Here is a 22265-nt window from a genome sequence, read left to right as displayed (position 1 = left end):
ACCCAGGAGAGCGGAGGACGGGGCGGCGACATGCGTTCAGCGGCACACGCACCGCACATCGGACGGCCGGACACCCTGGCCGTGGACGTCCGCGGGCAGGGTGACCGGATCGTCCTCCGGGCCCGTGGCGAACTGGTCCAGGGCTGCACGGACACCATCGCCGGGGTCCTCGCCGGACTGCCGGGGGACGTCGCCCGGATCGATCTCGACCTGACCGGGGTGTCCTTCATGGACTCGATCGGCCCGGCGTTCCTGGACCTGCTGCGGGACTACGGCCGCCGGCACGGCGTGGCGGTCTCGGCCACCGGCTGGCGGGGTCAGCCGCGCCGGATCCTGGAGCTGATGGGTCTGGAGACCACCGACCCGCTGCGCACCGCACCGCCCGCCCCGCTCCCCGGCCGCACCGCCTCGGCGGTGGCGCGGGAACGCGCCGAGCAACTGGACCTGCTGCGCCTGGAGATCGAGCAGTTGCGGCAGGCGATCGACTCACGTCCGATGATCGACCAGGCCCGCGGCATCCTGATGGCAGCGCACGGCTGCACCCCGGACCGCGCCTGGGACATCCTCCGCGAGGCCTCCCAGCGCTCCAACACCAAACTCCGCCAGGTCGCGGCGGCGATCACCGCGAGCGCGACCCCCGGCGGCCCGGCCCTGCCGGAGGAACTGCGCACGGCCCTGCGGACAGCGATCGACACCCGCCCGGGCGGACCGGGCCCGCTGGACGCCGGCTGATGCGGGGGTCAGTACGGCAGGATGCGCCCGGAGGGCGTCCGGCGGTCGATCTCGCGCTCACGCGGGGCGGCGGGGCGCCGGCTGACGCGTACCCGGATGCGGCGGTCCATGACGCCCTCCCTGTGCCGAAGCGGTCCGGCGGTGGACGCCGGTAGGGGGTGCGTGCCCAGGACGCGGACCGTTCAAGCATGTACGGGTCAACTCGACCGGGGGTCCAGCGGACGCCAAGCCTCCCTGTATCCAGGGAACTTGGCGTCACCACAGGTCACATCGTTTCTGCACAGGTGACGCCTGGTGGGGCGGGTGGGACTCGAACCCACGGCCGACGGATTATGAGTCCGCTGCTCTAACCGGCTGAGCTACCGCCCCATAGCGGCGTGTCGCGTACAAGTGTGCGCGCCGTCTGCCGCAGCATAGCCGCTCATACGATCTCCTGCTTCGGCTGGTCGGCTTCTGCGCTGCTCATGACCTTGAGGACATCGGCGCAGGAGCGGCGGTTCCCCCGGACATGAAAAAGGACCCCCAAGGGGTCCTCGTTCACGCGCTCCCCCGACTGGACTCGAACCAGTAACCTGCCGGTTAACAGCCGGCTGCTCTGCCAATTGAGCTACGGAGGACCGAAGCTCCCCCGACTGGACTCGAACCAGTAACCTGCCGGTTAACAGCCGGCTGCTCTGCCAATTGAGCTACGGAGGATCGCCTCGATTGCATCGAACGTACCTACCTGGGTATTCGCCAGGGGGCGGGCGCTCGCTGCGACACATACATTAGCGCAAGCAGGGGGGTGCTCCGCCAATCGGTACCTCCGGCGCCCACGTCGCGCCAGCAGACCCAGGCAAGGGAAGGGTGGCAGCCATGCGCTACCGGCTCACGTTCGTCGCCGGACTGGCCCTCGGTTACGTACTCGGCACGAGGGCCGGACGCGAGCGCTACGAGCAGCTGAAGAAATCCGCTCAGCGGATCGCGCAGAACCCCGCCGTGCGCAACACGGCCGAGACCGCCGCCCAGCAGGGCCGCCAGTACGCCGGCAAGGCCTTCCACACGGTCAGCGACCGGGTCGGCGACCGGGTACCCGAGACCGTCGCCCAGCGCGTGCGCTCCCTCAGGGAGCGAAACGTGGACGGCACGCCCGAGGACGACTGGGGCACGAGCAACACCTAGGCGCGCCCCCAGCCGAAGCAAGCGCAGGAATGCTGCAAAATTCTCCGCATGGGGATAGTCGCCGGCTTGGACAGCTCACCGGACTCCACGCGCATCGTGGTCTGCGACACCGACACCGGTGCCGTCATACGGCAGGGGTATGCCCCGCACCCGGTGGAGGGCCGGCCGAGTGATGTCGACCCTCAGGCCTGGCTGCTCTCACTCGGCGAGGCCGCCGGGGGCGGTCTGCTGGAGAGCGTGCAGGCGATCGGTGTCTCCGCGCAGCAGAACGCCCTGGTCCCGCTGGACGCCCAGGGCAACACCGTCCGCCCGGCCATGGCCGGCGGCGACAAGCGGGCACAGGTCGCGGCGGCGGATCTGATCGACGCGCTCGGCGGCCGGGAGGCCTGGGCGCAGGCCGTGGGGTGTGTGCCATCGGCGGCCCAGCCCGTCACCAAGCTGCGCTGGCTCACGAAGAACGAACCCGAGAACGCCCGCCGGACGGCCGTACTGCTCCAGGCGCACGACTGGCTGGTGTGGCAGCTGCTCGGGCGGCCCGTGCGCAGGACCACCGACCGCGGCGGGGCGTCCGGGACCGGGTACTGGTCCGCGGCCACCGGCGCCTACCGGCCGGACCTGGTCGAGCTGGCGCTCGGCCACCAGGCGATGCTGCCGGAGGTGATCGGCCCCTCGGACGCGGCCGGTACGACCCCGGAGGGGCTGCTGATCTCCGCCGGAACCGGGGAGACCATGGCCGCCGCGTTCGGGCTCGGGATCGGGCTGGGGGACGCCGTCGTGTCCCTCGGCGCCTCCGGGTCCGTGATGGCCGTGCACCCGGAGGCCCTCGCCGACCAGTCCGGGATGATCACCTCCCTCGCCGACGCCACCGGCATGCACCTGCCGGTCGTCACCACCCTGAACGCCGTGCGAACCCTGCGCGGCACCGCCGAACTCCTCGGTCTCGCCGACCTGGAGAGCCTGTCCGAGCTGGCGATGAAGTCCACGCCGGGCGCCCACGGACTCGTCCTGCTCCCCTATCTGGAGGGCGAGCGGACGCCGAACCTGCCGCACACCGCCGGGACGCTCGCCGGACTGCGCCGCGAGTCGATGAAGCCCGAGCACCTGGCGCGGGCCGCGTTCGAGGGCATGCTGTGCGGCCTCGCCGACGCCCTGGACGTGCTCCGCGGGAGGGGCGTGGACGTGCGGCGGATCTTCCTGCTGGGCCAGGCCGCCGAGCTGGCCGCCGTGCAGGCCTCGGCGCCCTCGCTGTTCGGCGCGCAGGTCGTCGTGCCGCAGCCCGCGGACTACGCGGCGATCGGCGCGGCCCGGCAGGCGGCCTGGGCGCTCGGTGTGTCACAGGGCACACTCGATCCGCGGACGCCGCCGGCCTGGCAGGGTGCGGCGGCGCAGGTGCTGGAGCCCGGCGACCAGCTGGCCGTGGGGCAGGCGGTACGGCAGCAGTTCGTGGCCGTACGGGAGCAGACCCATCCGGGGGCGTTTCGCTCATGACGCCGTACAGCACCGCGAACCCCTGGGGCTGTAAGAGCCTCACCAACGGGTTAATCGGTTGAGGTAACGCGGGTGGAGTGTTCGACGATAGGGGCCACGGGACACCGACCAGCCCCTGTCGCCGACTCCGAGAGACCTAGCGTGCTCATACGACTTCTGCGGTCCCATCTCAGGCCGTACAAGAAACCCATAGCCGTCCTGGTGCTGCTGCAGTTCCTGCAGACGTGCGCCACCCTCTACCTGCCCACCCTGAACGCGCACATCATCGACAACGGTGTCGTGAAGGGCGACACCGGTTACATCCTGTCCTTCGGCGCCCTGATGATCGGCATCTCGCTGGCACAGGTCGTGTGCAACATCGGCGCCGTGTACTACGGCGCGCGGACCGCCTCCGCGCTCGGCCGGGACGTGCGCGGTGCCGTCTTCGACCGGGTGCAGTCCTTCTCCTCGCGTGAGGTGGGCCACTTCGGGGCCCCCTCCCTCATCACCCGTACGACGAACGACGTACAGCAGGTCCAGATGCTGGCCCTGATGACGTTCACCCTGATGGTGTCGGCGCCCATCATGTGCGTCGGCGGCATCGTGCTGGCCCTCGGCCTCGATGTGCCCCTGTCCGGGGTGCTCGTCGCGGTCGTACCGGTGCTGGCGGTCTGCGTGACGTTCATCGTGCGCCGGCTGCGCCCGCTGTTCCGGTCGATGCAGGTCCGCCTGGACACGGTGAACCGGGTGCTGCGCGAGCAGATCACCGGCAACCGGGTGATCCGCGCCTTCGTGCGTGACGAGTACGAGCAGGGCCGGTTCGGCATGGCCAACGGCGATCTCACCGAGATGCAGCTGGCCACCGGCCGGATGCTCGCGCTGATGTTCCCGATCGTCATGACGGTGGTGAACCTGTCGTCGATCGCCGTGGTGTGGTTCGGCGCGCACCGCATCGACAGCGGCGGGATGCAGATCGGCGACCTGACCGCGTTCCTCGCCTATCTGATGCAGATCGTCATGTCCGTGATGATGGCCACCTTCATGTTCATGATGGTGCCGCGCGCGGAGGTGTGTGCCGAACGCATCCAGGAGGTCCTCGGGACCGATTCCAGCGTGGTGCCGCCGGCGGCGCCCGTCACCGAGCTGCGCGCGCACGGCCATCTGGAGATCCGCGGCGCGGGCTTCCGCTATCCGGGTGCCGAGGAGCCGGTGCTGAAGTCCATCGACCTGGTGGCCCGGCCGGGTGAGACGACCGCCGTGATCGGCTCCACCGGCAGCGGAAAGTCGACACTGCTCGGGCTGGTCCCGCGGCTGTTCGACGCCACCGAGGGCGAGGTCCTCGTCGACGGCGTGAACGTCCAGGAGGTCGCGCCGGCGCTGCTGGCGAAGACCGTCGGGCTGGTGCCGCAGAAGCCGTACCTGTTCGCGGGGACGGTCGCCACGAACCTGCGCTACGGCAACCCGGACGCCACCGACGAGGAACTGTGGCACGCGCTGGAGGTGGCGCAGGCCAAGGACTTCGTGCAGAAACTGGAGGGCGGCCTCGACGCGCCGATCGCGCAGGGCGGCACGAACGTCTCCGGCGGTCAGCGCCAGCGGCTCGCCATCGCCCGCACGCTCGTCCAGCGCCCGGAGATCTACCTCTTCGACGACTCCTTCTCCGCGCTCGACTACGCCACCGACGCGGCTCTGCGCGCCGCGCTCGGCCGGGAGACCGCCGAGGCGACCGTCGTCATCGTCGCCCAGCGGGTGGCGACCATCCGGGAGGCCGACCGGATCATCGTGCTGGACGAGGGCCGGGTCGTCGGCTCCGGCCGGCACCGGGAACTGATGGCGGGCAACGAGACCTATCGGGAGATCGTGCTCTCCCAGCTGACGGAAGCGGAGGCTGCCTGATGGCCGGGCCCATGGGACGCATGATGGCCGGCGGCGGCCCCGACCAGCGCTCGATGGACTTCAAGGGGTCGGGCAAACGGCTCGTCTCCCAGTTCAGACCGGAACGCTTCACGATCTACGGGCTGCTGCTGTGCGTGGTCGTCAGCGTGACCCTGAACGTCATCGGCCCGAAGATCCTGGGCCGGGCCACCGACCTGGTCTTCTCCGGCATCATCGGCCGGCGGATGCCGGCCGGGGTCACCAGGCAGCAGGTCCTCGACCAGATGCGGGCCCACGGCCAGGGCCGGATCGCGGACATGCTGACGAGCACCGACTTCACGCCCGGCAAGGGCATCGACTTCGGTGCCGTCGGGAACGTCCTGCTGCTCGCGCTCGGCACGTTCCTGATCGCCGGCCTGCTGATGGCGGTGGCGACCCGGCTGGTCAACCGGGCCGTGAACCGCACGATGTACCGGATGCGCGAGTCCGTGCAGACGAAACTGTCGCGGCTGCCGCTGTCGTACTTCGACAAGCGCCAGCGCGGCGAGGTGCTCTCCCGCGCGACCAACGACATCGACAACATCGGGCAGACGCTCCAGCAGTCGATGGGCCAGCTGATCAACTCGCTGCTGACCATCATCGGCGTGCTCGCGATGATGTTCTACGTCTCCTGGATCCTGGCGCTGGTGGCGCTGGTGACCGTGCCGCTGTCGTTCCTGGTGGCCACCCGGGTCGGCAAGCGGTCGCAGCCGCACTTCGTGCAGCAGTGGCGCTCCACCGGCAAGCTGAACGCGCACGTCGAGGAGATGTACACCGGGCACACCCTGGTGAAGGTGTTCGGCCGGCAGGAGGAGTCGGCGAAGCAGTTCGCCGAGCAGAACGACGCGCTGTACGAGGCCGCGTTCAGGGCGCAGTTCAACAGCGGTGTGATGCAGCCGCTGATGATGTTCGTGTCGAACCTGAACTACGTGCTGGTCGCGGTGGTCGGCGGTCTGCGGGTCGCGTCCGGCGCCCTGTCCATCGGCGATGTCCAGGCCTTCATCCAGTACTCGCGGCAGTTCTCGATGCCGCTGACGCAGGTCGCGTCCATGGCGAACCTGGTGCAGTCCGGTGTCGCCTCGGCCGAGCGGATCTTCGAACTCCTGGACGCGGAGGAGCAGGAGGCGGATCCGGTGCCGGGCGAGCGGCCGGAGGAACTGCGCGGGCGGGTCCGCCTGGAGCACGTGTCCTTCCGGTACGACCCCGAGAAGCCGCTGATCGAGGACCTCTCGCTGACGGCCGAGCCCGGTCACACGGTGGCGATCGTCGGCCCGACGGGTGCCGGCAAGACGACGCTGGTCAACCTGCTGATGCGGTTCTACGACGTGTCGGGCGGCCGGATCACCCTGGACGGCGTGGACATCCGGCGCATGTCCCGCGACGAACTCCGCGCCGGCATCGGGATGGTGCTGCAGGACACCTGGCTGTTCGGCGGGACCATCGCGGAGAACATCGCCTACGGGGCGTCCAGGGAGGTCACCCGCGGGGAGATCGAGGAGGCCGCGCGGGCCGCGCACGCCGACCGGTTCATCCGTACCCTGCCGGACGGGTACGACACCGTGATCGACGACGAGGGTACGGGCGTCAGCGCGGGTGAGAAGCAGCTCATCACCATCGCGCGGGCGTTCCTGTCCGACCCGACGATCCTGGTGCTGGACGAGGCGACGAGCTCCGTCGACACCCGGACCGAGGTGCTGATCCAGAAGGCGATGGCGAAGCTGGCCACGGGGCGGACGTCGTTCGTCATCGCGCACCGGCTGTCGACGATCCGGGACGCGGACACGATCCTGGTGATGGAGAACGGCGCCATCGTCGAACAGGGCGCGCACACGGAGCTGTTGGCCGCGGACGGTGCGTACGCCCGGCTGTACAAGGCCCAGTTCGCGCAGGCCGTGGCCGAGGTGGACTAGCCGCCTGGGGGGTCGCCGGCAGGCGGCCCCCTCTCAGTCCAGGTACCCCCTCAGCTGATCCGCGAAGGCATGGTCCCGCAGCTTGTTGAGGGTCTTGGACTCGATCTGCCGTATCCGCTCCCGGGTCACCCCGAACAGCCGGCCTATCTCCTCCAGAGTCCTGGGCCGGCCGTCGATGAGGCCGTAGCGGAGCTGGACGACCTTCCGCTCCCGCTCCCCCAGCGTGGACAGAACCGCCTCCAGGTGCTCCCTGAGCAGGAGAAACGCCGCCGACTCCACGGGACTCGCCGCATCCCCGTCCTCGATCAGGTCGCCGAGGGCCACGTCCTCCTCCTCGCCGACCGGCGCGTGCAGGGACACCGGTTCCTGGGCCAGGCGCAGGACCTCGCAGACCCGCTCGGGCGGCAGGTCGAGGTGGGCGGCGACCTCTTCGGGGGTCGGCTCGTAGCCCCGCTCCTGGAGCATCCGGCGCTGCACTCGCACGACCCGGTTGATCAGCTCGACCACGTGCACCGGGACACGGATGGTGCGGGCCTGGTCGGCCAGGGCCCGCGACATGGCCTGGCGGATCCACCAGGTGGCGTACGTCGAGAACTTGTACCCGCGGGCGTAGTCGAACTTCTCCACCGCCCGGATCAGCCCGAGGTTGCCCTCCTGCACCAGGTCGAGCATGGTCAGCCCACGGCCGACGTACCGCTTGGCGACGGAGACGACGAGCCGCAGATTGGCCTCGATCAGCCGCCGCTTGGCCATCCGCCCCATGACGACGAGCCGGTCCAGGTCGAGCGCCAACTGACTGTCCAGATCAGGTGCGTTGCCCAGCCTCTCCTCGGCGAACAGGCCGGCCTCGACCCGGCGGGCGAGTTCGACCTCCTCGGCGGCGGTGAGCAGCGGGATGCGGCCGATCTCGCGCAGGTACTGGCGGAACAGGTCGGCCGAGGGGCCGCCGGTCTCGGCCCTGGCGGAGACCGGCGTCTCGACGGTCTCGACGGCCTCCTCGGGCTCGTCCGTGAGCGCTTCCACCGGCGGTTCGGCCGGTTCGGCGGGGCGGCCCTGCGGGGGTACGGCCATGAGGACGTCCGTCTCCGCGTCCGGCGCGTCCGCGGTGGTGCGGGGGGCGCTGTCGGTCTGGGCGAGGGTCTGGGTCTGCACGGGGGCGACCTCCAGGATGATCGCTGCTGAAGGTGGGCGGCAGCGGTACTTCGGGAGCGGAGAGTCGACGGCCTGCGCTCCTGGGACAGGCCCCGGGGACTCGGGCACCGGACCCAGTGTGGAGTACGACACATCCCCGCCACGAGGGGCGTGCGGTGACTTTTTGCGTCCGGTCCGTCACCGGTCGGTTACGCGGTTCGCTGGACTATGCGAACGGCAACTGCACCGATCTCCCGGAGGCCAGGAGGCTCCCTACAGCGCCTCCGCGCCCCGCTCCCGCAACGCCTGGTCGTACTGCTGGAGGATCCACATCTCGTTCTGGACCGAGGCCAGCTGAGCCGGATCGCCGCCGGTGGACAGGCGGGTCATCTGGGACTGGATGTCCCGGATGCGGCGCTCGACGGCGCGGCGGCGGATCTGGACCAGGACCGTGCCGGCGTAGGTCTCGTCCACCGTGCGGCGCAGGATCGGCTCCACGGCCAGCTCGGTGACCATCGCGCGGGCGGTGTCGTCCGGCGCGGCCTCGCGGACCCGGACCAGATACTCCTGCGGGTCGGATACGCCGTACTCGGCACCGCCCGCCTCGGCGATCGTCTGGCGCACGGCGGCGTAGGGCGGCGCGGTGAACTCGTCCACGCCGTAGGCGTCGAAGGCCGGGGAAACCAACTCGGGTCGCTGGAGGGCGAGTTTGAGCAGTTCTCGCTCGGCGGCGTAGACGGGATTGCGCAGGGTGAGGGCCGGGCCGGAGTTCGCCGGGCGCGGGGCGGCCTGCCACTGCTGGTCGGCCGCGCGGGGACGGCCCTGCTGCGGGCCCTTGCCTTCCCGGGCCCAGCGGGCCAACTGGGCAACGCGCCGGACCACGAACTGGGTGTCGAGGATGCCGAGCATGCCGGCCAGTTCGACGGCGACCTCGTGCTGGGCGCCGCTGTTCTTGATGCGGGCGACGATCGGCGCGGCCTCGTCCAGGGCGGCCGCGCGGCCTGCCGGAGTGTCCAGGTCGTAGCGGCTCACGATCTGGCGGAGCGCGAACTCGAAGAGGGGCGTGCGCGGTTCGGCCAGGTCCGCCACCGCCTCGTCGCCCTTCGCGAGGCGCAGTTCGCACGGGTCCATGCCGTCCGGCGCGATCGCGATGTAGGTCTCGGCGGCGAACTTCTGGTCGTCCTCGAAGGCGCGCAGGGCGGCCTTCTGGCCGGCGGCGTCGCCGTCGAAGGTGAAGATGACGCGTGCGCTGCCGTTGTCCATCAGCAGGCGGCGCAGGATCTTGATGTGCTCGCCGCCGAAGGCCGTACCGCAGGTCGCGATCGCGGTCGTCACTCCGGCGAGGTGGCAGGCCATGACGTCGGTGTAGCCCTCGACCACGACCGCGCGGCTGGCCTTGGCGATGTCCTTCTTCGCCAGGTCGATGCCGTACAGGACCTGCGACTTCCGGTAGATCGCCGTGTCGGGGGTGTTCAGGTACTTCGGGCCGTTGTCCGCCTCGTACAGCTTGCGGGCGCCGAAGCCGACGACCTCGCCGCCGATGTCCCGGATCGGCCACATCAGACGGCCCCGGAACCGGTCGATGGGACCCCGGCGGCCCTCCTGCGACAGCCCGGAGAGGAGCAGCTCCTTGTCGGAGAAGCCCTTGCCGCGCAGATGGCGGGTGAGGTGGTCCCAGCCCTGGGGGCTGTAGCCGACGCCGAAGTGGACGGCGGCGGCCTGGTCGAAGCCGCGCTCGGCGAGGAAGACCCGGCCGGCCTCGGCCTCGGCGCTGGTGGCGAGCTGCTCGGCGTACCACTGCGCGGCGATCTTGTGGGCCTCGACCAGGCGGATGCGCTCGCCGCGCTGGTGGGTCGGGTTGTACCCGCCCTCCTCGTAGCGCAGGGTGATCCCGGCCTGGGCGGCGAGGCGTTCGACCGCCTCCGAGAAGGAGAGGTGGTCCACCTTCATCACGAAGGTGATGGTGTCGCCGCCCTCCTGGCAGCCGAAGCAGTGGAAGAGTCCCTTGCTCGGGCTGACCTGGAAGGACGGCGACTTCTCGTCGTGGAACGGGCACAGGCCCTTCAGGTTGCCGCCGCCCGCGCCCCGCAGCTGGAGGTACTCGGAGACCACGGCGTCGATCGGGACCGCGTCCCGTACCGCCTTCACGTCCTCGTCGTTGATCCGTCCTGCCACGCGTGAATTCTACGGGGGTGCTGTGACAGTTCCGGGGCCCCGGGAGATCAGGAGGTGAGGCTGTCGAGCGGTACGTGGGGGTCCGAGAGTGCCTCGATGTTCACCTGGGCCTTGGAACGGGTGAGCTGCTGGATCTGCTCTGTGACATCCCACACGTTCACGTTCATCCCGGCCAGGACCCTGCCCTCCTTGATCCAGAACGCGATGAACTCCCGCTTCCCGGCGTCGCCCCGGATCACCACCTCGTCGTACGAGCCGGGCGGGGCCCAGCCGCTGTACTCCATGCCCAGGTCGTACTGGTCCGTGAAGAAGTAGGGCACCCGGTCGTAGGTGACGTCCTGGCCGAGCATCGCGCGGGCCGCCGCCGGGCCGCCGTTCAGCGCGTTCGCCCAGTGCTCGACCCGCAGCCGGGTGCCGAACAGGGCGAGCGGGAAGTTCGCCACGTCCCCGGCCGCGTGGATGTCGGGGTCGGACGTGCGCAGCCGCTCGTCGACGACGATGCCGCCGCCGGCCGCCCGGTCGGCGATCTCCAGCCCCGCCGCCTCCGCGAGGGCGACCCGCGGCGCCGCGCCGATCGCCGCCAGCACGTCGTGCGCCGGGTGCTCCTCGCCGTCGTCGGTGCGGGCCGCGAGGACCATGCCGTCCTGGCCGACGATCTCGGTCAGCTGCCGCCCGAAGTGGAAGCGGACGCCGTGCTCGCGGTGCAGCTCCGCGAAGACGTTGCCCAGTTCGGGGCCGAGCACGCCGTACAGCGGGGTCGGTGCCGGCTCGATCACCGTGACCTCGGCGCCGTACTCGCGCGCCGCCGCCGCGATCTCCAGGCCGATCCAGCCGGCGCCCGCGATCACGAGGTGCCCGTTGTCCCGGCCGAGGTGCTGGAGGACGCCCTTGAGCCGCTCGGCGTGCGCGAGGCGGCGCAGGTGGTGCACGCCCGCCAGACCGGTGCCCGGGATGTCCAGGCGGCGGGGCTCGGCGCCGGTGACGAGCAGCAGCTTGTCGTAGCGGACGAGGGTGCCGTCGTCGCCGAAGCGGACGGTCTTCGCCACACGGTCGACGCGGTCGACGGTCTGGCCGAGGTGCAGCTCGATGTCGTTCTGCGCGTACCAGGCGGGCTCGTGCACGAAGACGCTGTCGCGCTCCTCCTTGCCGAGGAGGTAGCCCTTGGACAGGGGCGGGCGCTCGTAGGGGTGGTCGCGCTCGTCACTGATCAGTATCACCCGGCCGGTGAAGCCCTCCGCCCGGAGCGTCTCGGCCGCCTTCGCGCCGGCGAGACCGCCCCCGACGATGACGAATGTCTGATCCGCGTCGACCACTTGATGCCTCCTCGTAAGGGTGCCGCCACATGCGAGCGTCCCGCACGCGGGCTGCTGCGGGAAGGGGGTGTGACCCGATCAGGCCACTGCCGGTCACTTTCCTCTCACATATGCCCCGTGAGTCTCGCGTGCAGCGAGCGTGCCGAGGCGTCGGTGAGGGAGGCGATCTGGTCGACGATCACCCGCTTGCGCGCGTGGTCGTCGCCTGCCCCGTCGAACAGGGCCCGAAACTGCGGGTCCAGCCCGTCGGGGGCGCGGGCGGTGAGTGCCTCGGCGAGCTCCGCCACGACGACCCGCTGGTCCGCGCGCAGCCGCTCCTGTTCGGCGCGCTGCATCACGTACCGGTCCGCGACCGCCTTGAGCACCGCGCACTCCATGCGGGCCTCGCGGGGTACGACGAGTTCGGCGTCGTAGCGGGTGAGCCGGCCGGTGCCGTACGCGGCGCGCGTGGCGCCCTCGGCGGCGAGGCAGAACCGGCCGATGAGCTGGCTGGTGGCGTCCTTCAGACGGGCCTGTGCGACCGCGGTGCCGTCGTATCCGTGCGGCCACCACTCCTCGTCCTGGAGCCGGTCGAGGGCGGCGGAGAGTTCGGCCGGGTCGGTGCCGGCGGGGACGTACCGGCCGACGGCGACCTCGAACACCGCCTGCCGCTCGGGCTCCGCGTGCAGGCAGTTGGGATCGATGTGACCGGCGTGCAGGCCGTCCTCGACGTCGTGCACCGAGTACGCCACGTCGTCCGACCAGTCCATGACCTGGGCCTCGAAGCAGGTGCGGGTGCCGGGGGCGTGTGCTCTGGCCCAGTCGAAGACCGGGCGGTCGTCCTCGTAGACACCGAACTTCCTCGACGCCGGGTCGGTGGGGTGGGCGCCGCGGGGCCAGGGGTACTTGGTGGCGGCGTCGAGGGTGGCACGGGTGAGGTTGAGGCCGACCGAGCGGTCCTCGGTGAACCGTTTCGGCTCGATACGGGTGAGGAGCCTGAGGGACTGGGCGTTGCCCTCGAAGCCGCCGCAGTCGTCCGCGAAGGCGTTCAGGGCCTGTTCGCCGTTGTGGCCGAAGGGCGGGTGACCGAGGTCGTGGGCGAGGCAGGCGGCCTCCACGAGGTCGGGGTCACAGCCGAGGGCCGCGCCCAGCTCCCGGCCGACCTGGGCGCACTCCAGGGAGTGGGTGAGCCGGGTTCTCGGACTGGCGTCCCAGACCTGGCTGTGTGCTCCCGGCGTGACCACCTGGGTCTTGCCGGCGAGGCGTCGTAGGGCGGCCGAGTGGAGGATGCGGGCGCGGTCGCGTTGGAAGGCGGTGCGGCCGGGGCGTTTGTCGGGTTCGGTGGCCCAGCGTTCCATGGCAGCCGGGTCATAGCTGAATACGGTGCCTTCCATGATTCGACAGTAAGCCCACTCGTCTGCCGAATTCCGTCATACGGCCCCGCGTCCCCGGGCGGCTTCCGTGTTCCTAGGCAGCTTCCGCCGACCGCGTGGAAAGGCTCTCCTCGTATCTGCGCAGGACCAGTCGGGCCATCGCCGGGTGGGCGCCCAGCGGGGCCGAGGCGATCCACGGTGCCGTCTGCGCGCACTGCGTCGCGAAGCGGCCCGGTGCCGTGAAGTACGACGCGATCGCCACCCGGTGCCGGCCGCGTGCCGCCAGGGCGCGCACGGCCGTGGGTACGGTCGGGGCCGCCGCCGACGCGTAGGCCGGGACGACCGGGACTCCCAGGCGGCCGGCCAGGAGGCGGGCGGTGCGGCGGGTGTCCGTTGCCGAGTCCGGGTCGCGGGAGCCGGCGGCGGCGAGGACCACCGCGCTCGTGCGGCGCGTGGCCGGGTCCATGGCCGTGGGCCAGCCGGACTCGAGCAAGCGGTCGTGCAGGGCCTCCACCAGCAGCGGGTGCGGGCCGAGCGGCGCGGCCACCCGGGTGCTCGCCTTCGCTGCCGCGGCCGTCTCGGGGATGTCCGCTTTGACGTGGTGGCCGCGGGAGAGAAGCAGCGGGACCAGGACGGCGGGGGCGTCACCGAGGGCGGTGAGGGTGTCCGGGAGCAGGGGCTCGTTCAGCTCGATGTGGCCCAGGTGGACGGCCAGGCCGGGGCGCAGCTCGCGTACGCGGTCCCGCAGGGTGCGCACGGTGTCGAGCGCGCGCGGGTCGCGGCTGCCGTGGGCGACCAGGACGAGGGCGGGCGGGGCCGGGCGGCGGCGCACGGGCGGGGGGACGAGCCGGAGCTGCCCGGCGAGCCGGCTGCTGATGCTGTTCATGAGGTGCGCCGTGGTGTCGAGGTGGAGGTCGGACTCGGAGCGGGGAGGGTGCGACGCCGTCATGGAAGGATCCTGACGGTGACAGGTTGCGTGGCCGTTGCCGGGCCGTCACGGGTGTTTTCCGTGGCTTCACGTCGTACGGATGCTCGATGTGAGGCGAACCGGACGGCTGCCGGTGACGTCCTCCATGGTCGGAACCGGTTGGCACCGATCCCTGGGGGGCCGAATGAAGATCCGTCGACCGCGGCTGCCACGCACCCGTGAGGGGCGCCGGCGGCTGGTGCAGGCCGTGATGGCCGGGTGTGTGCTGGCGCTGCTGCCGGCGACCTGGCTGTACGTGTCCACGGCGGACCGGCTGCGTACGACGGCGAACGCCCCGCGGACGCAGGTCGCCATGGTGTTCGGGGCCGGGCTGTGGAACGGGGAGCCGTCGCCGTACCTCGCGCACCGGCTGGACGCGGCGGCGCAGCTGTACCGGGCCGGGCGGGTCGAGGTGGTCCTGGTCACCGGGGACAACAGCCGCAAGGACTACGACGAGCCCGACGCCATGCGCGCCTACCTCACGAAGCACGGGGTGCCGGACGGGCGGATCGTCAGCGACTACGCCGGGTTCGACACCTGGGACTCCTGTGTGCGGGCCAAGAAGATCTTCGGGGTGGACCGGGCCGTGCTGATCAGCCAGGGTTTCCACATCCGGCGGGCGGTGGCGCTGTGTGAGGCGGCGGGCGTGGACTCCTACGGGGTCGGGGTGGCCGACAAGCACGACGTGACCTGGTACTACGGCGGCACGCGCGAGGTGTTCGCGGCCGGCAAGGCGGTGCTGGACGCGGTGTTCCACCCGGACCCGACGTTCCTGGGCCCCCGGGAGCGCGGGGTGACGAGGGCGCTGGGCCAGGGGCGGGGCTGAGCATGGGGATCACGGACCTGACGCCCGCCGAGCGCCGCGTTCGGGACGCCTTCCCGCTCGGCGAGGGCGTCGACTTCCGGGAGGGCGACGACGAGGACCCCGCGCAGGGCGCCTCATGGGGTCCGGAGCGGACCCTGCGGGCGGATGTGCTGCGGGAGTTGCTGCTGGACGGCCCGGTGCGGGAGGGCCGGATCGCCGGTCTGAAGGTGTGGGTCCCGCGTAACCGGGGTGCTCAGTCTGATGCACGGGACCGTGGAGCACCCCGTCCGGCTGCGGGCCTGCCACTTCGACGAGACCCCTGATCTGTACGGGGCGAGGATCCCCGCCCTGGTACTGAGCGATTCGGTCCTTCCCGGGCTCACCGCGGGCACCCTCCGCGTCGACGGGGTGTTGCGGATCACCTGCTGCCGCATCGCGGGTCCGGTACGGCTGGCGGGCGCGAAGCTGTCCGGAGCGTTCTTCGCCAACGGGGCGCGGCTCGGCACTCCCGGCGAGGTCCCCGAGGAGCCCGTGCTCCAGCTCAACCACGCCGAGGTGGGCACGGACGTGTGGGCCCCCGGCCTCGTCGCACACGGCAAGGTCCACATGAACGGGACGGTCGTCCGCAATCAGGTGAACCTCAACGACGCGGAGCTGAACGCCCCCGGAGACGACGCGCTGCACGCCGAGGTCCTGACGGTCGGCACCGACCTGCACGGCATGCGGCTGCGCACCCGTGGCCGGGTCAATCTGGGCGGTGCCCGCATCCCCCGTCAGCTCAACCTCGCACACGCCCGTCTGTCCAACCCGGGCGGCCAGGCCCTGCGCGCCAGCAGCGGTGTCGTCGGTGAGCTGTGGCTGCGGGAGGCCGCGCCGATCGAGGGATCCGTCAATCTGCGCCGCGCCCAGGTCGACCTGTTGCACGTGCCGCCCGAGGTGTGGCCCCGGCAGGTCCGGATCGACGGGCTCGGCTACCGCGTCCTGACCCCGCACCTCCCCGCTGAGCAGCGTCTTCCGCTGCTGGAACGCGAGCCGGACGGTTACCTCCCGCACCCCTACGAGCAGCTGGCCACGGCCTACCGCACGGTGGGCGACGACGCCGCAGCCCGCACCGTCCAGCTGGCCAGGCTCCGCCGCCACCGCGGCACCCTGCCGCCGTACGCCCGGCTGTGGGGCTACCTCCAGGACGCGGCCGTCGGCTACGGCTTCCGTCCGATGCGGGCCGCGGGCTGGCTGCTGCTCCTGCTGTGCATCGGCACGCTCGCCTTCGCACTGCACCATCCGCCCGCCCTCAAGCCCACCGAGGCACCCGCGTTCAACCCGCTCTTCTACACCCTCGACCTGCTGCTGCCGATCATCGACTTCGGGCAGGAGGGGGCGTTCGCGCCGCGCGGGGGGTACCAGTGGCTGTCGTATCTGCTGATCGCCGCCGGCTGGGTGCTGGCGACGACGATCGCGGCGGGGGTCAGCCGCTCGCTGAGCCGGCAGTAGGGACCTCACGGCGTCACCGGCCCGGCGGGGAGGTGGCCGTGCCGGGCGTGTAACCGAAAGGCGGGCGGGGCCGTAACACGGCCGACGCACGCTGGGCGGCATGGAGACGATCGCCCCGACGCCCACCCACTGCCCGTACTGCGCCCTGCAGTGCGGGATGAACATCACGCCCCTGCCGCGGGGGGGCGTCGAGGTGACCGAGCGGACGGACTTCCCGGTGAACCGGGGCGCGCTGTGCGGCAAGGGCCGGACGGCGGCCGAGGTGCTGGCGCCGGGAGTGCGGCTGACCTCGCCGCTGGTGCGGACCGGGGGCCGGCTGGTGGAGGCGGGCTGGCCCGAGGCACTCGACCGGATCGCCGAGCGGCTCGGGCGCACGCGCGAGGAGTACGGCGCCGATGCGCTGGGCGTGTTCGGCGGCGGCGGGCTCACGAACGAGAAGGCCTACGCGCTGGGCAAGTTCGCCCGGGTCGTGCTCGGCACCTCGCAGATCGACTACAACGGCCGGTTCTGCATGTCGTCGGCCGCGGCGGCCGGTACGAGGGCGTTCGGTCTCGACCGGGGGCTGCCGTTCCCGCTGGAGGACATCCCGAGGACCGGGTGCGTGATCCTCGTCGGGTCGAATCTCGCGGAGACCATGCCGCCTTCCCTGCGTTTCTTCACGGAGCTGCGGGAGAACGGCGGCACGCTGATCGTCGTCGACCCGCGCCGGACGAGGACGGCCGAGCAGGCGGACCTGCACCTGGCCCCCCGCCCCGGCACCGATCTCGCGCTGGCTCTGGGCCTGTTGCACCTGGTGGTGGCGGACGGGCGGACGGACGACGAGTACATCCGCGAGCGGACCACCGGCTGGGAGGAGGCGCGGGCGGCGGCCATGGCGTACTGGCCGGAGTACGTGGAGCGGATCACGGGGGTGTCCGTCCCCCAGCTCCGCGAGACGGTTCGGATGTTCTGCGAGCCCGCGTCGGCGATGGTGCTCACCGCGCGCGGGCCGGAGCAGCAGTCCAAGGGTACGGACACGGTGGGTGCGTGGATCAACCTGTGCCTGGCGACCGGCCGGGCGGGCCGGCCGCTGTCCGGGTACGGCTGTCTCACCGGGCAGGGCAACGGGCAGGGTGGTCGCGAACACGGCCAGAAGGCCGACCAGTTGCCCGGCTACCGCAAGCTGGACGACCCGGCGGCGCGGGCCCATGTGGCGGGCGTGTGGGGCGTGGACCCGGACAGCCTGCCGGGGCCCGGGCGCAGCGCGTACGAGCTGCTCGACAGCCTGGGTACGGACATCAGGGCGCTGCTGCTGATGGGCTCCAACCCGGTGGTGTCGGCGCCGCGCGCGGCACACATAGAGGAGCGCATCAAGTCCCTCGGCTTCCTGGCGGTTTGTGACGTCGTGCTGTCGGAGACGGCCGAGCTGGCGGACGTGGTCCTGCCGGTGACGCAGTGGGCGGAGGAGACGGGCACGACGACCAGTCTGGAGGGCAGGGTCCTGCTGCGCCGCCAGGCGATCACGCCGCCGCCCGGGGTCCGCAGCGACCTGTACGTCCTGCACCAGCTGGCGGCCCGGCTGGGGGTGGAGAAGGGCTTCCCGACGGACCCGGAGGAGGTCTTCGAGGAGCTGCGCCGGGCGAGCGCGGGCGGCCCCGCCGACTACTCGGGCATCAGCTACCGCCGCCTGGCGGAGGAGAACGGCGTGTTCTGGCCGTGCCCGGCCCAGGACACCGACACCGGAACCGGCCCGGCCGCGCATGGCGACAGCGGAACCCTCACGGATCCCGCCGGCAGGCCGGCGGACGGACCCGCACTCACCGGCACCACCGGCAGGCCCGCGGCGGTCGACGACGGGGAGGACGCGGTGCTCGACGGCCTGCCCGACGACCCGGCCCGGGACGTCGGCGGCGCGGTGTCGCCCGGAGCCGCCGCGCCCGTGGTGCACCCTGGACCCCCCCGGCTCTTCCTCGACCGTTTCGCCACCGCGGACGGCCGGGCCCGGTTCGTCGCCGTGGCCCACCGGGCGACGGCGGAGGAGCCCGACGCCGAGTATCCGCTGCTGCTGACCACCGGCCGGGTGGTGGCCCAGTACCAGTCGGGGGCGCAGACGCGGCGGGTCGGCGAGCTGAACGCCGCCGCGCCCGGTCCCTTCGTGGAACTGCACCCCCGCCTCGCGGCCCGTATCGGCGCGGGCGAGGGCGACCCGGTCACGGTGGTCTCCCGGCGCGGCCGCGCCGTGGCCCCGGCCCGCATCACCCCGGGCATCCGCCCCGACACCGTCTTCATGCCGTTCCACTGGCCGGGCGAGGGCCGCGCCAACACGCTCACCAACCCGGCGCTCGACCCGACGTCCCGGATGCCGGAGTTCAAGTCGTGCGCCGTGCGGGTCGAGGTCGTAGGACCAGGGGAGTAGCGCGGATCGATCCGCAGGCCGCGGCGGCAGGCGGCCGGGGCACGTAGGTTCGAGGCATGTCCGACTTCGACCAGCACGACCTCGACGCCTATCTGGACCGCATCGGATGGCAGGGCGGCCGGCGGGCCGGTCTGGAGACCCTGCGGGGCGTGCACCTGGCCCACGCGCTGTCCCTGCCCTTCGAGAACCTGGACGCCGTGTCCGGCCGGGCTCCGTCGCTCGCCCCGGCCGATCTGATGGCCAAGATGATCCACGGCCGGCGCGGCGGTTACTGCTATGAGCACAACACACTGCTCCGGCTGGCGCTTCAGGCGCTGGGGTTCGGGGTGACGCCGCTGGCCGGGCGGGTGGTGCTGGGCGCCGGGACACCCGAGAGCCGGCCGCGCACCCACGCGATGCTGCGGGTCGCGGTGCCGGGCGAGCCGCGGCCGCACCTCGCGGACGTCGGCTTCGGCGCCGACGGTGCGCTGCTGGTGCCGGTGCCGTTGGTGACCGGCGAGGAGTTCGAGGGCGCGGGACGCCGGCACCGGCTGGTGCCGCTGCCGCACCAAGGGCCCCTGGAACTGCTGGAGTTGCAGGCGTACGACCGCAGGACGCGCACGTGGGCGGGTCAGTACGCCTTCACGCTGGAGCCGTTCGCCCCGTCCGACTTCGAGGTGTTCAACTGGTACGTCAGCACCAGCCCGCGTTCCCCGTTCACGCGCCGCCCCTATCTGCAGCGGACCACCGCCGAGCGCCATCTCGCCCTGGACGGCGCCCGGTTGACCGAGACCCGCGCCGACGGAACGGTGACCGAGCGCAAGCTGACGGACGAGGCGGAGGCCCGGCGTGTGGTGGAGGAGGAGTTCGGGGTGGCCGTGCCCGAGGGGCCGGCCCTGCTGGGCTGAACCGCCGGCTCAGCGGCGGGAGAGCCAGTCGCCGTCCTCGATCAGCCGTCCCTCGGTCCGCAGCCGGGCGGCGACGCGCGGGGCGGCCAGATAGACCCAGGCCCGGGCCGGTGTGCCGTCGGTCGTGCGGACGACGTTCCGGGCGACGCGTTCGTAGAGGTTGCGCGGGTCGCCGGGCACGTACTCCTCGAGGTGGTCGAGGGCGGCGAGGAGTCCGGAGTAGGTCTCGGGCCGGGCGGTGACCAGTTCGCCCCGGACCCCGCCGCCCGGACGCTCGACGGCGTAGGGGTAGCCGGGGCCGTCGTAGAGCGCCGCGCCGGGCAGCCGGGCCGGTTCCTCCGTCGCGGTGCGGCCCCGCAGGAACAGGTCGTGGTTGGCCTCGCCGGGGCGGAGGGTGCCGTAGACGAAGAACGGCAGCGGGGTTCCGGACCGCTCGGGTTCCTCTGTGATCACGGGAACGATTCTGTACCCCCTTCGGCTCCTCACACATCTCCATGAAGGGACTATGGACATGACATGTCATGGCCCCTTAAATCTCTGGGGACATCAGCGCCGCCCCCACGCCTGACCGGGCGCTTCCCCGAGGAGACCGATGAGCCGGATACGCCAGCACGTCCGAGGATCCCGTCGTCTCACCACCACCGCCGGCGTCGCCGTCACCACCGCGACCCTGCTGACCATGGCCCTCTCCCCCGCCGCCCACGCCGACGCCAGACCGACCCGGGCCACCGCGATCCAGAACGCGGCCTCGGCGCTCCTGGCCCACGCCACGAGCCTGGGCCTGACCTCCGCCGAGAAGACCAGCGTCCGCGACGTGATCGTGGACAGGAACGGCACCCAGCACGTCCGCTACGACCGCACCTACCACGGACTGCCCGTGCTGGGCGGCGACTTCGTGGTCCACCTGACCCCGGACGGCGCCTACCGCAGCGCGAACCGGGCCAGCCGGGGCACGGTCTCCCTCGCCTCGATCACCCCGGAGATCTCCGCCCCCAAGGCCGCCGACCTCGCCGTGAACGCGCTGCGCGCCGTCCACCTCGGCAACACGCTCAAGCAGGTCAAGGCCAGGCCCGAACTGATCGTCGACGCCCTGCACGGCACCCCGAGGCTCGCCTGGCGCACCAACGCCGCCGGCCTGGACTCGCTCGGCAACCCGGTCGCCCGGACCGTGCTGACCGACGCCCGCACCGGCCACCAGATCGACGCCTGGGACAGCATCGAGACCGCCACCGGCGACGGCAAGTCGCTCTACAGCGGGACCGTGCCGCTGGAAACGACCCAGTCGGGATCGTCGTACCAGCTCAAGGACCCGACCCGCGGCAACACCTTCACCGGTGACGCCGAGGGCAAGACCGACCTGTGCTTCTTCGGCATCTGCTTCAGCCGGGCGCCCGCGACCCTGTTCACGGACGCCGACAACCACTGGGGCAGCGGCGCCGCCTCCGACCGCTCCTCGGCCGCCGTCGACGCCCAGTACGGCACCAACGAGACCTGGGACTACTACAAGAACGTCCAGGGGCGGAACGGCATCGCGGGCGACGGGAAGGGCTCGTACAACCGCGTCCACTACGGCAGCAACTACAACAACGCCTTCTGGGACGACAGCTGCTTCTGCATGACGTACGGCGACGGTGACGGGACCACCTTCGGGCCGCTGGTGGCGCTGGACGTCGCCGGGCACGAGATGACCCACGGCGTCACCTCCAAGACGGCCGCGCTGACCTACTCGGGCGAGTCCGGCGGGCTCAACGAGGCCACCTCGGACATCCTCGGCACGATGGTCGAGTGGTACGCCAACAACCCCTCCGACCCCGGTGACTACCTCATCGGCGAGAAGATCGTGAAGTCCGGCTTCGGCCAGCCCGCCCTGCGCTTCATGGACAAGCCGTCCAGGGACGGCAACTCGGCGGACTACTGGAGCAGTTCGGTCGGCAACCTCGACGTCCACTACTCCTCCGGCGTCGCCAACCACTTCGCCTACCTGCTGGCGGAGGGCAGCGGCCCGAAGACCATCAACGGCGTCAGCTACAACTCGCCGACGTACAACGGCTCCACGGTCACCGGCATCGGCCGCGACAAGGTCGGCAAGATCTGGTACCGCGCGCTGACGGTCTACATGACCTCCTCGACGAACTACGCGGGGGCCCGCACGGCGACCCTGAACGCCGCCAAGGACCTCTACGGCACGGGCAGCGCGGAGTACAACGCGGTGGCGGCGGCCTGGAGCGCCGTCAACGTGAACTGACCCCTGTGATGGTCCCGGGGCCCTGGAAGCCCCGGGACCGACGCCCCGAGGTGGGGGCGGCCCCACGGACGGGCGCGTGTCGGCTGGAGCGGGGTGCCGGTCGGGCCGGGGCCGGCGGCCGCGCCGCGGGCCGTCGGCACTGACGTGCCGTCACCCGTTCAACGGTGGGTGTCGCTCCATTCGTGTTCACTTCGCACCGGTCTCTCGCCTGACCCCGCACACGGCCGTGACCTGCCAGAACCCTCGGTGGGCTGGGCCGTGTGGGGGTCGGGGCCGCCACCCGTTCACCGCATTCCTGACGCCCCCTCAGGGAGCGGAAG

Annotated in this window: 14 protein-coding genes, 3 tRNA genes and 2 pseudogenes; 10 read left to right on the top strand and 9 right to left on the bottom strand. The window is 71.7% G+C overall.

Annotated features, from left to right (window positions below; all coding sequences use genetic code 11):
- Positions 1-30 precede the first annotated feature (30 nt).
- The gene (locus ACZ7HQ_RS02225) at positions 31-732 is read left to right on the top strand and encodes an ANTAR domain-containing protein (protein WP_470983526.1); all 702 of its coding nucleotides are present in this window, start codon (positions 31-33) and stop codon (positions 730-732) included.
- 292 nt (positions 733-1024) lie between these two features.
- Here ACZ7HQ_RS02225 and ACZ7HQ_RS02220 read toward each other — a convergent pair.
- From ACZ7HQ_RS02220 to ACZ7HQ_RS02210, 3 genes are all read right to left on the bottom strand, one after another.
- A tRNA-Ile gene (locus ACZ7HQ_RS02220) sits at positions 1025-1101 on the bottom strand.
- A gap of 175 nt (positions 1102-1276) precedes the next feature.
- Positions 1277-1349 (bottom strand) — tRNA-Asn (locus ACZ7HQ_RS02215).
- Positions 1350-1355: 6 nt separating this feature from the next.
- Positions 1356-1428 (bottom strand) — tRNA-Asn (locus ACZ7HQ_RS02210).
- 159 nt (positions 1429-1587) lie between these two features.
- On the opposite strand from ACZ7HQ_RS02210, the gene ACZ7HQ_RS02205 reads away from it, so the two are divergent.
- The 4 genes from ACZ7HQ_RS02205 to ACZ7HQ_RS02190 all read left to right on the top strand — a co-directional run bounded on the left by ACZ7HQ_RS02205 (position 1588) and on the right by ACZ7HQ_RS02190 (position 7184).
- Entirely contained in the window at positions 1588-1893 is a 306-nt protein-coding gene (locus ACZ7HQ_RS02205; RefSeq protein WP_470983523.1) for a YtxH domain-containing protein, read from the top strand.
- 48 nt (positions 1894-1941) lie between these two features.
- Positions 1942-3381, top strand: coding sequence for an FGGY family carbohydrate kinase (locus tag ACZ7HQ_RS02200; RefSeq protein WP_470983521.1), 1440 nt, complete (start codon positions 1942-1944; stop codon positions 3379-3381).
- 141 nt (positions 3382-3522) lie between these two features.
- A complete protein-coding gene (locus ACZ7HQ_RS02195; RefSeq protein WP_470983518.1) occupies positions 3523-5256 on the top strand; it encodes an ABC transporter ATP-binding protein in 1734 nt (577 codons plus the stop codon).
- A complete protein-coding gene (locus ACZ7HQ_RS02190) occupies positions 5256-7184 on the top strand; it encodes an ABC transporter ATP-binding protein (protein ID WP_470983516.1) in 1929 nt (642 codons plus the stop codon). The genes ACZ7HQ_RS02195 and ACZ7HQ_RS02190 overlap by 1 nt, the downstream gene beginning before the upstream one ends.
- Before the next feature lie 33 nt (positions 7185-7217).
- On the opposite strand, the pseudogene ACZ7HQ_RS02185 reads toward ACZ7HQ_RS02190, so the two are convergent.
- The 5 genes and pseudogenes from ACZ7HQ_RS02185 to ACZ7HQ_RS02165 form a co-directional block, all read right to left on the bottom strand.
- Positions 7218-8397: pseudogene (locus tag ACZ7HQ_RS02185) on the bottom strand (RNA polymerase sigma factor); the annotation flags it as partial.
- A 191-nt stretch (positions 8398-8588) separates the two neighbouring features.
- A complete protein-coding gene (gene dnaG, locus ACZ7HQ_RS02180; RefSeq protein ID WP_470983513.1) occupies positions 8589-10490 on the bottom strand; it encodes a DNA primase in 1902 nt (633 codons plus the stop codon).
- 47 nt (positions 10491-10537) lie between these two features.
- Entirely contained in the window at positions 10538-11803 is a 1266-nt protein-coding gene (locus ACZ7HQ_RS02175) for an NAD(P)/FAD-dependent oxidoreductase (protein WP_470983511.1), read from the bottom strand.
- Positions 11804-11907: 104 nt separating this feature from the next.
- Complete coding sequence (locus tag ACZ7HQ_RS02170) at positions 11908-13176, bottom strand: deoxyguanosinetriphosphate triphosphohydrolase (RefSeq protein ID WP_470983509.1); 1269 nt, start codon at positions 13174-13176, stop codon at positions 11908-11910.
- 73 nt (positions 13177-13249) lie between these two features.
- Complete coding sequence (locus ACZ7HQ_RS02165) at positions 13250-14104, bottom strand: sirohydrochlorin chelatase (protein WP_470983506.1); 855 nt, start codon at positions 14102-14104, stop codon at positions 13250-13252.
- 163 nt (positions 14105-14267) lie between these two features.
- Here ACZ7HQ_RS02165 and ACZ7HQ_RS02160 point away from each other — a divergent pair, with 163 nt between their 5' ends.
- From ACZ7HQ_RS02160 to ACZ7HQ_RS02145, 4 genes and pseudogenes are all read left to right on the top strand, one after another.
- Positions 14268-14948 carry a SanA/YdcF family protein gene (locus tag ACZ7HQ_RS02160; RefSeq protein ID WP_470983504.1) on the top strand — a complete coding sequence of 227 codons (681 nt, stop codon included), beginning with the start codon at positions 14268-14270 and terminating at the stop codon, positions 14946-14948.
- 2 nt (positions 14949-14950) lie between these two features.
- Positions 14951-16418 (top strand): annotated as a pseudogene (locus tag ACZ7HQ_RS02155) (membrane-associated oxidoreductase).
- A gap of 100 nt (positions 16419-16518) precedes the next feature.
- On the top strand, positions 16519-18813 hold the full coding sequence (locus ACZ7HQ_RS02150) for a molybdopterin oxidoreductase family protein (protein WP_470983501.1): 2295 nt from the start codon (positions 16519-16521) through the stop codon (positions 18811-18813).
- Between the two features lie 56 nt (positions 18814-18869).
- On the top strand, positions 18870-19700 hold the full coding sequence (locus ACZ7HQ_RS02145; RefSeq protein ID WP_470983498.1) for an arylamine N-acetyltransferase family protein: 831 nt from the start codon (positions 18870-18872) through the stop codon (positions 19698-19700).
- A gap of 9 nt (positions 19701-19709) precedes the next feature.
- Here ACZ7HQ_RS02145 and ACZ7HQ_RS02140 read toward each other — a convergent pair whose 3' ends face one another.
- Positions 19710-20153, bottom strand: coding sequence for a gamma-glutamylcyclotransferase family protein (locus tag ACZ7HQ_RS02140; RefSeq protein ID WP_470983494.1), 444 nt, complete (start codon positions 20151-20153; stop codon positions 19710-19712).
- Between the two features lie 139 nt (positions 20154-20292).
- On the opposite strand from ACZ7HQ_RS02140, the gene ACZ7HQ_RS02135 reads away from it, so the two are divergent.
- A complete protein-coding gene (locus ACZ7HQ_RS02135) occupies positions 20293-21945 on the top strand; it encodes a M4 family metallopeptidase (RefSeq protein WP_470983491.1) in 1653 nt (550 codons plus the stop codon).
- The last annotated feature ends 320 nt before the right edge of the window (positions 21946-22265 follow it).

It is taken from the genome of Streptomyces sp. NPDC037290, assembly GCF_055603245.1.
The sequence above is the reverse complement of the archived record's forward strand: the minus strand, read 5'-3'. Positions and strand labels throughout refer to the sequence as shown.